A 15387-nucleotide genomic window follows, 5' to 3' on the forward strand; every position below is an offset into this window, starting at 1 on the left:
CGCCGCTCAGGCCTGCATGCCCCAGCGCTGGACGGTGCGGCGCTCGATGGTCTGGAAGATCAGGTTCTCGACCACGAGGCCGATCAGGATGACGGTGAGCAGGCCGGCGAACACGTTCGGGATGTCGAGCATGTTCTTGTTCTCGAAGATGAACCAGCCCAGCCCCCCCGCCCCGGACGACACGCCGAACACCAGCTCGGCCGCGATCAGGGTGCGCCACGCGAACGCCCAGCCGACCTTCAGGCCGGTCAGGATCGAGGGGAACGCCGCCGGGATCAGGATCTTGCCGATCAGCCCCGGGCCCGACAGCCCGTAGTTGCGCCCGACCATCTTCAGCGTCCGGCTCACCGACAGGAAGCCCGAATGCGTGTTGAGCGCGATCGCCCAGGTCACCGAGTGCACCAGCACGAAGATCAGGCTGCCGTTGCCCAACCCGAACCAGATCAGCGCCAGCGGCAGCAGCGCGATCGCCGGCAAGGGATTGAACATCGACGTCAAGGTCTCGAGGAAGTCGGTCCCGATCCGCGACGCGATGGCGACGCCGGTGAGCAGCGTCGCCAGCGCGACGCCCGCGGCGTAGCCCATCAGCAGCACCTTCAGCGACACCCAGGCGCGCGCCGGCAGCGTGCCGTCCATGATGCCGCGCACGAACGCCTCCACGGTGGCGGTGAAGGTCGGGAACAAAAGGTCGTTGTCGAGGTAGCGCCCGTAGGCCTCCCAGATCCCGGCCAGCAGCGCCAGGATCAGCAGCTTGCGCAGCCACGCCTGGTTGTACAGCCGCTCGGCCCACGACAGCTTCTTCTCCACCACCGTGGCGCCGTGGGCGTGCCCGGTCTCGCGCACGATCTCGGGCCGGGGCGGGTCCGCAAGGGCGGGCCGCGGCGGCACCGTCCCCGGCCGGGGCGCGTCCGTCAGGGCTTGCGCGCTAGACATTCTCCGCCTCCTGGATCTCCTCCGAGAACAGCATCTGCTGGATCCGGCCCTCCAGCCGCAGCGCCGCCTCCGGGCTGTCGGCGCTGTTGAGCTCGGCCTTGACCTCGCCCGGGTGCGGCGAGAGCAGCAGGATGCGCGAGCCGACCTTGATCGCCTCGGGGATCGAGTGGGTCACGAACAGCACGGTGAAGCGCGTGCCCTCCCACAGCGCCAGCAGCTCGTCCTGCATGCGCCGCCGCGTGAGCGCGTCCAGCGCGGCGAACGGCTCGTCCATCAGCAGGATGTCGGGCTCCATGGCCATGCCGCGGGCGATGGCCACGCGCTGCTTCATCCCGCCCGAGAGCGTGTGCGGATAGCTGTCGGCGAACTTCGTCAGGTTGACCTTGTCGATGTACAGGTTGGCCCGCTCCAGGGCCGCGCGGCCCTTGAGCCGGCCCGAGGCCTCGAGGGCAAACACCACGTTCTGCCGCACCGTCTTCCACGGCAGCAGCTGGTCGAACTCCTGGAACACCATCATCCGGTCGGGCCCGGGCTCGGTGACCGCCTGACCCTTCAGGCGGATCTCGCCCTCCGTCGGCGCCATGTAGCCGCCCACCGCCTTGAGCAGCGTCGACTTCCCGCAGCCCGACGGCCCGAGCAGCACGAACCGGTCCCCGGGCCAAACCCGGAAGCTCACCCGGTAGGTGGCCGTGACGAGATGCTCGGGCGTCTTGTAGCGGAGCGTGACGCCGTCCACCTCCAGAAGAGGCTGACCCGTGTCCATCCTTCCTCCCTGCCGCCGCGGCTTGGGCCACGTGTCGACGCGACCGTACCGAGCTTTGCCTGCGTCTCAGCCGTCCTGCGCTCTTCCCGGCGCTCCTCCGGCGACCCTCGACCGGACTTCCGTCCGCCAACGGGTCACGATGATGCTACCAGATAATGCATCATATATAAGACATCTGGCAACAGCAGCGTCTCGCAGGAGCGGTCGATCCGTCCCTCCCCGGGCGCAAGCCCCGCCTGCACGGGGGCGGGCTTCGCCTGTTTGGGGGCGGCCTCCAACCGCACGGGGATTGTGCTCGCCAACGGAAGCCGCCGTCGTGGGTCCGACTTCGGGTACGGTCCTTCGTTCGTGCGACGCCGATTCTCAAGCCAGCGTGTCCGGACGAAGGATCAGCTTCGGCGCAGCGACGCGGCTCGCATCCATGTCGGCGAAGGCAGCCGCGCCCGCGGCGAGCGGGCGCTCCTCGACCCAGTCGAGGGGACCCAGCCGGCCATCCGCGAGGGCCTCGACCACGTCGCGGAACTCCTGCATCGTGTAGCAGTAGCTGCCCGACACAACGATCTCCTGAAGCGTGATCTTGCGGACGTCCAGCCCCCGCTCGCCGGGCAGAAGCCCGATATGCACGATGACCGCGCCCGGCCGGGCGAGCTGGCTCGCCTTGGCCCGCGTCGCGTCGCTGCCGACGGCGTCGAGTATCAGGTCGGCACTGTCGGGACCCGGACCCTCGGCATCGTCGGGCGCCAGGCAGCGGGCCGTGGGGAGCCCGCGCGCGGCTTCGGCGCGCCGCTCGGGATTCGGCTCGATGATGACGACCTCGCCCGCCCCCTGCATGGCCAGGACCAGACCGGACCCGAAACCGATCGCGCCGCCGCCCAGCACCACGCACCGCGCCCCCGCCAGAGGGCGCCCGAGAAGCCGTGCCCCCTGGTTGACGGCATGGTAGGCGACGGCGAGCGGCTCGGCGAGGGCTGCGTGCGTGGTCGACAGCGCGTCCGGGATCGGCACGAGGCTCTTCTCGGGGACGCAGACATAGTCCGCGAAGGCCCCCGGGCGCGGGGGCATCGAGAGGATCTGCCGGCTCGGGCACAGATGCGTGCGCCCGGATTCGCACGCCGGGCAGTGTCCGCAGGTGACCAGCGGATTCACCGCCACGCGGGCGCCGGCCTGCGGCCCCTCCGCGACCCGTCCGGCGGCCTCGTGGCCGAGGATCAGCGGGGCGGGGCGCCGGGCATCGTGACCGTGATAGGCGTGCATGTCCGAACCGCAGATGCCGACCGCCTCCACCCGTACCAGCACCTCGCCGGGCCCCGGCACGGGAACCGGCACGTCGTCGACAATGAGCGCGTTCGGACCGGTGTAGATCAGCGCTCTCATCGCGGGGCCTCGGACAAGCGGGCGTTCATTTGGCGGTGAATCCCCCGTCGACCGGCAGCGTCTGCCCGGTGACGTAGGCGGAGGCCTCGGAGGCGAGGAAGACCGCCGCGCCGTAGAGGTCGGTGAGTTCGCCGTTGCGGCCGCAGGCCGTCTGCGCGGCGTTGCGGGCTGCGCGCTCGGAATCGGCGAACACCGCCTGTGTCAGCGGCGTCGGGAAGAAGCCGGGCGCGATCGCGTTGCAGGTCACGCCGCGCGCCGACCACGCCTCCGCGATGGCGCGGGTGAGCTGCACCACCGCCCCCTTGGCGGCGCCGTAGGGCGCGGAGTCCGGAAAGGCCCGGTAGGATTGCAGGGAGGCGACGTTGAGGATCCGCCCGTATCCGCGCGACGCCATCCCCGGCGCGAGGGCCTGGGTCAGCAGGAAGGGCGCGCGCACGTGCAGAGCCATGTGACGGTCGAAGGCCTCCGCCGTCACGGCCGCGAAGGGCTGGCGCAGGTTCATCCCCGCGGCGTTCACGAGGATGTCGACCGGCCGGCCGCCGAGCCGCGCGACGAGGTCGGCGACCGCGGCGGGCTCCGCGAGATCGGCGGGCAGGACCTCGCCGGCGATCGCCTCCCCCCGCAGGTCCTCGGCCGCCGCCGCGAGGTCGGCCTCGCGGCGGGCGGTCAGGATCAGCCCGGCCCCGGCGAGGCCCAGCGCGCGGGCCAGCGCCAGCCCGAGACCGGAATTACCCCCCGTCACCAGAGCCGTCCGCCCGGTCAGGTCGAACAGGCGCGTCAGGCGGAAGGTCATGCGGTCACCGCCTCGCCGAGATCGAGGCCGTGGCCGGGGAAGTACTTCGCCAGCCGGTGATCGGCCGTGCGGGCATGGGCCTCCATGCCCTCCAGGCGCGAGATCCGGGCCGTGGCCTGGGCGATGGTCTTGCAGGCCTCCCGGTCCATGCGCTGCCACGTCAGCGGCCGCAGGAACTTGTGCACGGACAGCCCGGCGGAATACCGGGCGGCGTACTTGGTCGGCAGGATGTGGTTCGGGCCGGAGGTCTTGTCGCCGAAGGCGACCGTGGTCTCCTCGCCGAGGAACAGCGAACCGTAATTGCTGAGCTGCGCGAGCCACCAGTCGAGGTCGGCGGCGTGGACCTCCAGATGCTCGCTCGCGTAGCGGTCGGAGACGGCGACGATCTCCTCCCGGGTCCCGCACACCACCACCTCGCCGTAGTCGCGCCACGCGGCGGCGGCGGCGTCCCGCGCCGTGGGCGGCAGGGCGTCGATCAGCGCCGGCATCCGCGCGATCACGTCGTCCGCGAGGGCACGCGAGGTGGTGAACAGCCAAGCCGGGCTCTCGTGCCCGTGCTCGGCCTGGCCGACGAGGTCCGAGGCCACGAGCGCCGGGTCGGCGGTCTCGTCGGCGATGATCCCGACCTCGGAGGGGCCCGCGAAGACGTCGATCCCGACGCGGCCGAACAGCATCCGCTTGGCCTCGGCCACGAACTTGTTGCCCGGCCCGACGATGATGTCGGCGGGCTTGCCGGTGAACAGCCCGAAGGCCATCGCGGCGATCGCCTGGACGCCGCCCAGCGTCATGATCACGTCGGCGCCGGCCACCTGCATCGCGTAGAGCACGTAAGGGTGGATGCCCTCGCCGCGGAAGGGCGTCGAGCAGGCCACGACCGTCGGGACGCCCGCCGCCTTGGCGGTGGCCACCGACATGTAGGCCGAGGCGATGTGGGCGTAGCGCCCGGTGGGCACGTAGCACCCCGCGACGTTGCAGGGGACGAGCTTCTGGCCGGTGACGAGGCCCGGCACCAGCTCCACCGAGAAGTCCTGGACGCTGTCGCGCTGGGCCTCGGCGAAGCGCCGCACCTGCCCCGCCGCGAAGGCGATGTCCTCTTTGACGCGCGCGGGGATGTCCTTCGTGCGCCGGGCGATCTCCTCGGGGGTCACCACTATCTCGCCGGTCCAGCGGTCGAGGGAACGGGCATAGTCCCGCACCGCCTCCTCGCCCCGCGCCTCGATGGCGGCGAGCATCTCCGTCACGACCTGACGCGCCGCGTCGGTCTCGGTCTCGGGCGTCTTGGTCGCCCGCTTCGCGTAGTCGATCGTCATGATCCCTGCCTCTCTGCGGATGTCTCGAACGGGTTCAGGCGGCCGGCCGCGCTCAGCGCGGGGCGGCGGCCCCGTCGAACTCCGTGGCGAAGGCCCGGAGCTTCGGATCGGCCGCGACGCGCTTCATGAAGGCGTCGTCGATGTATCCCTTGGCCTCGGGCGCCTGCGCGATGGTGCCGACCTCGGCCATGAACGTGCCGATCCGTGAGAACCAGCCGTCGACCTGCGAGGGGCCGTCCGCACGCGCCATCGCCTTGAGCTGCGCGTCGAGGGCGTAGGTCGGGCGCAGCGCGAATTCCTGGTCGATGGCGTGGTCGGACGCCTCGACGCCGCCCTCGGCGTAGAAGCGCTTGGCCATGTCGTGCGCGTCCTTGGGATTCGCCTTGGCCCAGCCCCAGCCCCGGAGATAGACCGCGAGGAACTTGGCGACCGCGTCCGGATGCGCCTTGGCGAAGTCGGCGCGGGTGATCAGGGCACCGGGCACCATGGCGTCGGCGTCGGCCCCGCTGCACAGGACCTGCGCGCTGGCCTTCTCCTCCAGCGTGTAGGTGTTCGGAGCCCAGACGCCGACCACCTCGCCCGCGTCGGCGATCATCGCCGAGATGATCTGCGCCTGTCCGAGGTTGACGAAGCGCATCTCGCGCGGGCCGAGGCCCCACTTCCGAAGGCAGGCGCGGGCGGCGTAATCGGCGGTGGAGTTGGTGGTGACGAGCAGTTTCTGTCCGGCGAGCTGCTTGGGATCCTTGAGGATCGCATCGTGCCGTGAGGCGCGCACCATCAACGCATTGGTCTTCGATTCGTCGTTGGTGAGGCCGATCGTCAGCAGGCCGAAGCGCGCCGCGCCGAGGATCGCCGGCACGGAACCGGTCCCGCCGACATCCCAGGATCCCGCCTGCGCGGCGGCGACCTGGGGCGCGCCGGCCGGGAAGACGGCGAAGGTCGGCTCGAGGCCGACCTCCTTCCACCAGCCCTTCTGCGTGGCGATGTAGAAGGGCAGCGCCCAGTAGAGCGACGGCTGATAGGACACGCCGATCCGCTCTGGCTCCGCGGCCTTCACCGGGAGGGCCGACGCGACCACCGGCGCCAGCGCGAGGGCGCCGGCCAGGAGCCATGCCCGCCGCCGGCCGCGCCGGCACCCTTTGCCTCGAATCTCGGTCATGTCGCCTCTCCCTCGGGTCGCGGATCGCCGGCTGACCGGCCGGCCGCCTTCTCTTCGCGCAGCGATTTCCAGATGTGCGTCCGCAGATGGACGAACGATTCGAGGTCCATCACGTCCTCGATGCGGGCGTGCTCCTCCCAGCGTTCCGCTTCGCGGACCGCCTTGACGTCGATCATCTCCTTGATGCGCCCCGGGCGCTTGGTCATGACCGCGACCCGGTCGGCGAGGTAGACCGCCTCCTCGACCCCGTGGGTGATGAACAGGACAGTGCGCGGGTTCTTGCGCGCGAGGCGGACCAGCTCCTCCTGCATCACCACGCGGGTCTGGGCGTCGAGGGCGCCGAAGGGCTCGTCCATGAGGAGCACCTCGGGCTCGAGGACGTAGGCGCGGGCGATGGCGACGCGCTGCTGCATGCCGCCGGAGAGCTGGTGCGGGTAGGCGTCGGCGTGGCTGGCGAGGCCGATCATGTCGATCGCCGCGGCGACGCGCTCCTGGCGCTCGACGGCGGGCATGCCCTTGTTGCGCAGCCCGAACGCGATGTTCTGCGCCACGGTCTTCCACGGGAACAGCGCGAACTGCTGGAACACCACGGCCCGGTCGGGCCCCGGCTCGGTAACCGGCCGCCCGCCGACGGTGATCCGGCCGCCGGTCGGGGCCTCGAACCCGGCCACGAGGCGCAGGCAGGTCGTCTTGCCGCAACCCGAGGCGCCGACGATGGCCACGAACTCGCGGTCGGCCACCGTGAGGTCGACGCCGTCGAGCGCCTTGACGTTGCTCCCGAAGCTCTTCTCGACCCGCTCGAACCGGATTGCGCTCATCGGATCCCCTCAAGCCTGTCCGTGATGCCGGCGGAGGCGGGTCTCGAGCGTGCGCAGCGCGACGTCGATGACCACGCCGACGAGGCCGATCGCGACCATTCCGACCATCACGGTCGCGGTCGAGACGGCGCCCTGGGCCTGCACCATCATGTAGCCGACCCCCGTCGAGGCCACGATCAGCTCGGCGCCGACCAGGGATTGCCACCCCAGGCCTGCGCTGATGCGCAGGCCGGCGACGATCGAGGGCAGCGCGGCGGGCAGGAGCACCTCGGCGATCATCCGATAGCCCGGCGTTCCGAGCATCTCGGCGGCCTCCAGCAGGCGCGCGTCGACGTAGCGGGCGCCCCGATAGGCGTTGATCAGGCAGGGCGGAAAGGCGCCCGCGAAGATGATCAGGATCGGGCCGCCGATCCCGGTGCCGAACCAGAGGGCGGCGAAGGGAACCCAGGCGATCGGCGCGATGAAGCGCAGCCCGTCGAAGATCGGCGTGACGATGTCGTCGAGGAGGCGCGACCACCCCATCATCAGGCCGAGCGGCACGCCGACCGCGGCGGCGAGCAGGTAGCCGATCAGGAACCGCTGCAAGCTGGAGGCGACATGGGCGGGGAGCGTGCCCCCCGCGAAGGGCCGCTCGGTCAGGCTCGCGAAGCGCTCCGCCACGGCGACCGGTCCCGGCAGGAACAGCGGCGAGACGAGGCCGGACCGGGACAGGAACGCCCAGAAGCCGAGAAAGGCCAGGGTGCCGATCGCGCCGAGGGCCAGGCTGCGGTGCAGCGGGAGCGGCTGGCGGGAGGCGATCATGCGGCCCCCCGCAGCTGCGCCCAGCCGATCGCCCGGCGCTCGGCCATCCCCAGCAACGCGGTGCTCCCGGCACCGAGCACGCCGACGGCGGCCATGCCGACGAGGATCATGCCCGGGTAGAGATCCTGCTGCGCGACGTTCAGGACATAGCCGAGCCCCGCGAGCGAGCCGACGAGCTCGGCCGCGACCAGGGTGGTCCAGCTCGCCTGGAGCGCCAGCCGCAGCCCCGTGAAGATCATCGGCGCCGCCGCCGGCGCCAGCACGTCCGTGACGAAGCGCAGGCGCGGGGTGCCGAGCATCTGCGCCGCCTCGATGATCTGCGGTGGCACGCCCCGCACGCCGGCCTGGGTGCTGATCACCGCCGGAGGCAGCGCCGCGATGACGATGACCATCACTTTGGCCCCGTCGCCCAGGCCGAGCCACAGGATGGCGAGCGGGATCCAGGCGAGCGGCGGGATCGGGCGCAGCAGCAGGAAGACCGGGTTGATGAGTGCCTCGGCCGTGCGGTTCCAGCCCATCAGCAGGCCGAGCGGGACGCCCAGCGTCACCGAGACAACGAAGCCCAGGGCAACGAGCCGGAGCGAGTGCAGGACGTGGACGAGGAGCGTCGTATCGGGATAGCCGCGAACGAAGGCTTGGACCGCTGCCGTCTCCACGTCGCCGGGCGCCGGAAACCGCCCTGCCGAGATCAGGCCGAGGCCGGTGGTCGCGACGTACCAGAGGACGGCGATGACGACGAGCGTCGCCATGCCGACGCACATGCGGCGGCTGAACTTCACGGCGTTTCCTCGCGCTGCGATGGCCGTCTTCTCGCGACTCACCGCATGAGCATTCAATGAATGCGCTTTCATTGTGCGCTTCACCGCCAGTTTGTCAACCATCGGTCTATAATAATCGGCAGTACCGCGGCGCGAATCCAGCACGGATAGAGCATGCTTCGCTGGCCAGTTGCGTTTTATTGAATGCGCATTCATCACTGCGGAGCGGAGTCCGACCCAGAGTGTCTTGCCGTGAAACGTCAGCAGCGCGCGACATTGCAGGCGGTGGCCCAGCGGGCGGGCGTCTCGCCGGCGACCGCCTCGCGCGCGATGGCCGGCGCCGCGATCGTCCATCCGGACACGATCCGACGGGTGCGTGCAGCGGCCGAGTCGCTCGGCTACCTGCCCGGCGGCCCGGCCCAGGCCCTCGCATCGGGCCGGACGTATACGATCGGCGCCATCATCCCGACGCTCGACCACTCGATCTTCGCGCGTGCGATCCAGGCGCTGCAGACGACCCTGGCCCGCAACGGCTATCAGCTCCTGATCGCGGCGCACGAATACTCGGCCGTCGAGGAAGCCGCGCTTGTCCGATCCATGCTCGGTCGCGGCGTCGACGCCCTGATGCTGGTCGGCGCGGACCATCTGCCCGAGACCTGGGCCCTCGTCACCGAAACGCCGATCCCGGTCGTGCTGACGTGGTCGTTCGATGGCCGGCTGGACTCGATCGGCTTCGACAACGCGCAGGCCGGCTATCTCGCGGCCCGGCACCTGCTCGCCAAGGGCCACCGCCGGTTCGGCATGGTCTCAGGCTTCACCCAGGCCAACGACCGCGCGCGCCTGCGCATCGACGGCGTGAGGCGGGCCCTCGCGGCGGAGGGCCTCGAGTTCTCGAACGCCCGCGTATCGCAGCAGCCCTTCTCGCTCGCCGGCGGCCGGGCCGGCCTCCTGCAGCTCCTGGGGCTCGCCGAGCCCCCGACGGCGGTCGTCTGCGGGAACGACCTTCTCGCCGTCGGCGTGCTTCTCGAGGCCGAACAACGTGGTCTGACCGTTCCCCGCGACCTGTCGGTCGTCGGGATCGACAATCTCGAGATCGCCAGCCATATCGCGCCGTCCCTCACGACGATTCATCTTCCGACTGCGGAGCTTGGCCGGGAAGTCGCCGAGCATCTGCTGGCCCGACTGCGCGGGGAACTCCGCGCGCGCCGAACGGAGATGCCGATCGAGCTGATCGAGCGTCGTTCGTCTGGGCCGGGGCCGATGCCGACCGGCTAGCCGGCTCCGAAGCGGACAGGCGGCTTACGGCCAGTTCCGGTCGCGTCCTGTCCGACCTCATCGGCGACCCGCAGGCTGCGGAACTGGGAGCCGAGAAGCGATCCGACCCGATGCCGGACGCCGGCCGGCAGCCACACCGCCTGCTCCGGCGGGATGACGAAGGAGCGCCCTTCCACGACCACCGAGGGCACTCCGGACGTGGCGTTGACGCGTTGGCGCCAGCGGAGTGCGTGCTCGGCAAAGTACCCACGCGCCGGGATGATCTGGGAACGCCCGGTGACCGCTCCGGGCAGCACCAGCCCAGGCGGCGCCTCAATCGGCTTCTACATCACCGCGAGTCTTCAGGCTGGCAGCCATTCTATACCGATTGGCATGCCGTCGAGATACAGACGGGCGCCGCTCGATATAGAGCCGCCCGACCTGACCAAACCTGGCCCTCCCGGTTTGACCTCTCGTGCCGGCTCGCGGGCACGGGGAAGCCGTCCGTCGAAACCAGAGCCTCCGATGCCTGACGCCCCCACGTTGACCACCCAACGCGCGTCCTTTGCCCAAGCCGGCCCTTCGAACGTCCTCAGGCTGGCCATCGCACAGGCGCTCGCCGGGGCGAACTCCGTCGTCGTGTTCTCGACCGGCGCGATCGTCGGCAACATGCTGGCGCCGAGCAAGGTCCTGGCGACGCTACCGATCTCGATCTTCGTCGTCGGGATGGCCGCCTGTTCGCTCCCGGCCGGCAGCATCGCCCGCCGCTACGGTCGCGGCGCGGCCTTCATGTGCGGAACGAGTTGCGGGGTGCTTGTCGGGCTGCTGTCCACGCTCGCCATCCTGACAGCCGATTTCTGGCTGTTCAGCGCGGCCATGTTCTTCGGGGGGGCCTACGCCGCCGTGGTCTTCTCCTTCCGCTTCGCCGCGGCGGAGTGCGTCCCGCCGGAGCGGCGACCGCGCGCGCTGTCCACCGTCATGGCGGGCGGGATCTTCGCTGGGGTGATCGGCCCGCAACTCGTCACGCACACCATGAACCTGTGGCCGCCCTACCTGTTCGCCGCTACTTTCCTGGCTCAGGCGGCAGTCGCCGCACTGGCGGCCGTCGTTCTCGCTGGCGTCCGCCTGCCACGCCCCGCTGCGGACGTTCTCGACGGTGGGCGGCCGCTGGCCAGGATCCTGGCTCAGCCGCGCTTCATCATCGCGGTGGTCTGCGGCTCGGTGTCGTACCTGCTGATGAACTTCGTGATGACGGCGGCGCCGCTGGCCATGCACCTGTGCGGCCATGCGCAGGCGGACGCAAACCTCGGCCTCCAGTGGCACGTGATCGCCATGTACGGCCCGAGCTTCTTCACCGGACGGCTGATCACGCGCTTCGGGGCGCCCAGAGTTGTGGCGGCCGGCCTGACACTGACGGGCGCGGCTGCCGTCGTCGGCCTAGCGGGCGTGGACGTCGCGCATTTCTGGCTGGCCTTGATCCTTCTCGGCTTCGGCTGGAACTTCGGCTTCGTGGGGGCCTCGGCGATGGTGCTGGAATGCCACCGGCCCGAGGAACAGACGCGGGTGCAGTCGGTCAACGACTTCATCGTCTTCGGGATGGTGGCCGTCGGCTCGTTCTCGTCCGGAGGTCTGCTCACGAGTTACGGATGGGACACGGTCCTCTGGGTCTCGTTCGTGCCGCTGGCTCTTGCGGCTTCGGCGCTGGTGTTGATGTCCGTGCGAGGTGCACGCCGACTGGCTTGAGGCGGCTGAACGGCGGCCGCAACCGCTTCGGGCCGACGTCGTAGAGCGGCCGACGTATGGCGGGTCTTGAGAAGCGCCGATGGTTCCCCGGGACCGCGAAAGGTCCCCCTAGGAAAGGCGGCTCCGCGTGAGTTGCTCTGCACTCGCCGTGTCGCGGCCGCATCGTCCTCGAACGCCTGGCTGCGCCCTGTCGCAAGTCGTCGGGCGAAGGCTGCGCCGGATCGTAGCGCGAGTGGCTCGCGATCGCGCCCTTCGCGTGGGAACGGTTCGCCCGTGCCCGCCGTCTCTGGTCCGTGGTCGGCAACATCCCGACACGAGGGAGGCATTTTATGGTTCGCAAATCCATGTTGGCTGCGTTCGGCGCGCTGACCCTGGCCGTCGGAGTCGTCGGGGCCACCTCGCCCGCCATGGCGGATCCGCCATGGGCCAGGGGTGAGCGCGGTTTCCGTCACGGTGGCCCACCGGCCTGGGCCCCAGCGCACGGCTATCGCCGCCACCGCGAGTTCGGCGGCTACGGCCGCCGGGACGTGCGCATCTACGAAGGACGTCGTTACGGCGGTTACAACGGCTACGGCGGCTACGGTCGCTACTGAGCCGCTCGCGCCCAAGAGACGGGTCCGACAGCGTCGGCAGATTGGAGGTCCTCGTACCTCAGAGGCGTCCGGCCGGTCGCACCGTGGCGTGCGGCCGGATCGGCGCCTCACTCTGTCGCGAAGATCCGGCAGGATGCCAGAGGGATGCCCGAACGGTTTCGGCCTTTCGAGCGTTCCTGGTGCCTCACTACGATGAGGCGCCGGGAGGGTGCCATGCGCACTTGGAGGACGATGGATCGGGCCCCGCACGATGGGCGGTGGATCATCGCCATCAACCGTGACGAGCCCGACCAGCGCGCCATCATCCGCTGGGATCCCAAGCACGCCGACGATGCAGCACCTTGGCACGTCGCCTCGTGCGAGCACAGCTACCGCACCGACGCGTTCACCCACTGGATGCAGTTCCCCGACTGCCCACCCGTCGAGGACAGGAGCGCAGTCCGGCAAGTCGAAGGAGCCCACGATGGCAGCGGAAGCCCTCGCAGTCCTCTCCCTGCAGATTGAGAGTTGCCCTGAGGACCCCTCGCGCTATCGCTGGGTCATCCGCGATCAGGACTGCATCCTCCGGCAATGCCTCTACTCGTTGCCCGACGAGCAGACGGCGCTCAGTCAGGGCGAAGCCGCGCTCCAGGAAATGGCCGCTCTGTGGCGTGACGCGCAGTGAGGTGCGAGAACCGGCGGTGCTGTTCGTGACGGGGTCGGCAGCAGGATAGGGGCCGAATTGGCTGCGCGATCCCTGCCCGCTTTCAAGAAGGGCGCAGATGCGCCGTTACGGCAAGGTCGAGTCGATATCAGCATGGCGGCTCTTCCGGTAATTTTTCTACACAGCGGCCATTCTGCTTTCATCCAGCTGAAGACAGCTGAACAGGTACTCCCGCTCACTCCGCGGCTTCGGCATCGGGGTGGGTGTCGTCGGCGGCGGCAGACTCGTCAGCCGGATCCGCCTCCTCCGATGCCGCATCGACGGTGAAGAAGTCGCCGTTCCGGACCGCCTCGCCGCCCGTCACCATCATGCTCAGGTAAGTGTTGAGGGTGTTGGGCGCGACATCAGGCAGCCGGTCGGCGATCTCGGCGTGCGACAAGCCCTGTGGGCCCGCGCTGGCAAGGAGGGCCTTCAGGCGTCCCTTGGCCGAATTCGCTCGCGGACCGCGAGCCCCGCGCCGGCCACCCTGGGCGGAAGCGGCACGATCGGCAGCCGGAGCCCGTCCACCATCCGATGCGTGCAGGCGCGCGGTGTCCTCCAGCGGAACCCCCTCCACGATCGAGGTCAGGGCAGCCTCGGCTGCGCGCAGCTTCGTGAGTTCGGCCGCGATACGATCGTAATCGTTCTGAAGAGCGGCTCGGCGCGCCCGAACGTCAACGAGAGCCTTCGTAAGGGTGTTATCCTCAGCCATGGAACGATCCCGCCACATCAAGTCGTTGTCGTCAGGCATAGGTCATAGGCCCCTCGCAGCGTCAACAGCGCCGCGGATTGGCGCCGGCTCGGTACAATCGGGCAGGCCATGCACCGATGTTTACGACCTCGGCGCGCTCCGATAGGGCAGGAGGCAACCGACGTGGCGCCTCGCCCGGCGCACGTGACTGTCTTGAACGCAACCCCGCGAACGCATGCGCACACGGGCACGAGCTTCCAATGCAGCGAGCGGCAAGATCCACGCTCCGGCCCGGGCGCATCGCTCGATTCCAGGCATGGTTGACGGGCGAGACAGGCGTGTCGGTGACGGACTAGGAGTCGAAACGACCGGCGCGACGCGCTGCGACGTGAGTGCGGTGCCTTGAACAAACTCCACGGCTTGTATCGAAGCTGGGCGAGCGCTGGCTTGATCCGCGCGGGCAGCAGCGCCGTCGCCATCCTCGCGGGCCCCAAAGGCCTTCTGCCGGCGAACGATATCGCCTCCGCGCCAGACCAGATCGCCGCGCTGGCGCCGTACTTCGACGCGGACTTCTACGCGAGCTGGTACGGCATCACGGCCGATCCGGTGCGCGACTACCTCGTCCACGGCTGGCGCGAGGGCCGCGACCCGCGCCCCGACTTCTCGTCCGCCGCCTACCTCGCCGAGCACCCCCACCTGGCCCCGGCCGGCATCAACCCCTTCCTCCACGCGCTCGCGCGGCACCGCCACAAGGGGACGTCCACCGGGGAGGGCGCCGCCTATCCCCTGGCCCCGCGCGACACGGCCCAGGTCGAGCGCCTCGCCCGCCGCCTCGTCGACGGCGCCTTCTACCGCGCCGGCAACCCCGACATCGCCGCAGCCGGCGTCGACCCGGCCGACCACTACATGGCGTCGGGCTGGCGCGAGGGCCGCGAGCCCGCACCGCAGTTCGACACCCTGGCCTACTGCCTCACCCGCGGCCTCACCTTCGCCACCCAGAACCCGCTGGTGCACTACGTCCTCCACGGCGGACCCGCCCGGCCGGACCCGGCCGAAGCGCTGGCGCTGCGGCTCGGGACGCTCGCGCCCCACTTCGACGCCGCCCACTACCGGCGGGGCCTCGCCGAGCCCCAGGCCGAGGCGCTGGCGGGCGCCTCGGACGACGCGTTGCTGCGCCACTACGTGACCGAAGGCTGGCGGGCGCGGGTCAGCCCGCGGCCGGACTTCGACCCGGCCGGCTTCGTGCAGGCGCGGGCCGGCAGCCGGGCGGTGGCGGACGACCCGTTCTTCCGCCACGTAGCCGAGGCGCGGCTCACCGGGGCGGAGCCGTTTGCCGGGCCGCAGCGTCTGAACATTCCGGCGGTGGAAGAGGGCTGGTACCGGGCGACCTACCCGGATGTCGGCGGGACGGCGCCGTACCTGCACTTTGCCGGCGCGGGCTGGCGGGAGCTGCGCGATCCGGGGCCGGGCCGCTCGACGCTGGCGGCGCTGCTGCGGGTCTGCGGGTTGCGGCCGGCGCGGGCGCCCGTCGCGGAGACGGGCTGGCTGGGGGCGATCGGCCGGGAGGCTGTGGACCGGGAGGCGCTGCTCGCCCTGCAGGCGCGGCTGGTGGCGGGGGCGTTCGACCACGGCTTCTACCGGGCGCGCTACGGGCTCTCCGAGGAGGCCGACGCGGTGCGCGACTACTGCGACACCGGCTGGAGGAAGGGCCGCAA

Annotated in this window: 14 protein-coding genes and 1 pseudogene; 5 read left to right on the forward strand and 10 right to left on the reverse strand. The window is 70.5% G+C overall.

Annotated features, from left to right (window positions below; translation table 11 throughout):
• Positions 1-6: 6 nt before the first annotated feature.
• From ACLBX9_RS04225 to ACLBX9_RS04265, 9 genes are all read right to left on the reverse strand, one after another.
• Complete coding sequence (locus tag ACLBX9_RS04225; RefSeq protein WP_447717960.1) at positions 7-933, reverse strand: ABC transporter permease; 927 nt, start codon at positions 931-933, stop codon at positions 7-9.
• Positions 926-1696, reverse strand: a complete 771-nt coding sequence (locus tag ACLBX9_RS04230) for an ABC transporter ATP-binding protein (protein ID WP_010685112.1) — start codon at positions 1694-1696, stop codon at positions 926-928. The genes ACLBX9_RS04225 and ACLBX9_RS04230 overlap by 8 nt, the downstream gene beginning before the upstream one ends.
• 363 nt (positions 1697-2059) lie before the next feature.
• Positions 2060-3070, reverse strand: coding sequence for a zinc-dependent alcohol dehydrogenase (locus ACLBX9_RS04235; RefSeq protein ID WP_447718017.1), 1011 nt, complete (start codon positions 3068-3070; stop codon positions 2060-2062).
• Between the two features lie 25 nt (positions 3071-3095).
• The gene (locus ACLBX9_RS04240) at positions 3096-3863 is read right to left on the reverse strand and encodes an SDR family NAD(P)-dependent oxidoreductase (RefSeq protein ID WP_447718018.1); all 768 of its coding nucleotides are present in this window, start codon (positions 3861-3863) and stop codon (positions 3096-3098) included.
• Complete coding sequence (hpsN, locus tag ACLBX9_RS04245; RefSeq protein WP_447718019.1) at positions 3860-5173, reverse strand: sulfopropanediol 3-dehydrogenase; 1314 nt, start codon at positions 5171-5173, stop codon at positions 3860-3862. Before hpsN ends, ACLBX9_RS04240 begins: the two co-directional genes overlap by 4 nt.
• 52 nt (positions 5174-5225) lie before the next feature.
• Positions 5226-6332: an ABC transporter substrate-binding protein gene (locus tag ACLBX9_RS04250; protein ID WP_447718020.1), complete on the reverse strand. Its 1107-nt coding sequence runs from the start codon at positions 6330-6332 to the stop codon at positions 5226-5228.
• Entirely contained in the window at positions 6329-7150 is an 822-nt protein-coding gene (locus tag ACLBX9_RS04255; protein ID WP_010686706.1) for an ABC transporter ATP-binding protein, read from the reverse strand. Before ACLBX9_RS04255 ends, ACLBX9_RS04250 begins: the two co-directional genes overlap by 4 nt.
• A gap of 9 nt (positions 7151-7159) precedes the next feature.
• Positions 7160-7951, reverse strand: a complete 792-nt coding sequence (locus ACLBX9_RS04260; RefSeq protein WP_010686707.1) for an ABC transporter permease — start codon at positions 7949-7951, stop codon at positions 7160-7162.
• Positions 7948-8730 (reverse strand): ABC transporter permease, encoded by a 783-nt coding sequence (locus tag ACLBX9_RS04265; RefSeq protein ID WP_244625587.1) that lies wholly within the window; start codon positions 8728-8730, stop codon positions 7948-7950. The genes ACLBX9_RS04260 and ACLBX9_RS04265 overlap by 4 nt, the downstream gene beginning before the upstream one ends.
• A gap of 231 nt (positions 8731-8961) precedes the next feature.
• Here ACLBX9_RS04265 and ACLBX9_RS04270 point away from each other — a divergent pair, with 231 nt between their 5' ends.
• From ACLBX9_RS04270 to ACLBX9_RS04285, 4 genes are all read left to right on the forward strand, one after another.
• Positions 8962-9984 (forward strand): LacI family DNA-binding transcriptional regulator, encoded by a 1023-nt coding sequence (locus ACLBX9_RS04270; RefSeq protein ID WP_447718021.1) that lies wholly within the window; start codon positions 8962-8964, stop codon positions 9982-9984.
• Positions 9985-10488: 504 nt separating this feature from the next.
• Positions 10489-11706, forward strand: coding sequence for an MFS transporter (locus ACLBX9_RS04275; protein WP_447718022.1), 1218 nt, complete (start codon positions 10489-10491; stop codon positions 11704-11706).
• Between the two features lie 329 nt (positions 11707-12035).
• Positions 12036-12299, forward strand: a complete 264-nt coding sequence (locus tag ACLBX9_RS04280; RefSeq protein WP_010686712.1) for a hypothetical protein — start codon at positions 12036-12038, stop codon at positions 12297-12299.
• A 463-nt stretch (positions 12300-12762) separates the two neighbouring features.
• On the forward strand, positions 12763-12963 hold the full coding sequence (locus ACLBX9_RS04285) for a hypothetical protein (RefSeq protein ID WP_039894582.1): 201 nt from the start codon (positions 12763-12765) through the stop codon (positions 12961-12963).
• Between the two features lie 214 nt (positions 12964-13177).
• On the opposite strand, the gene ACLBX9_RS04290 is transcribed toward ACLBX9_RS04285, so the two are convergent.
• Entirely contained in the window at positions 13178-13693 is a 516-nt protein-coding gene (locus ACLBX9_RS04290) for a hypothetical protein (protein ID WP_039894583.1), read from the reverse strand.
• 426 nt (positions 13694-14119) lie between these two features.
• Here ACLBX9_RS04290 and ACLBX9_RS04295 point away from each other — a divergent pair.
• A pseudogene (locus ACLBX9_RS04295) lies at positions 14120-15387 on the forward strand (glycosyltransferase); the annotation flags it as partial.

This window comes from Methylobacterium sp. A49B (assembly GCF_053346215.1).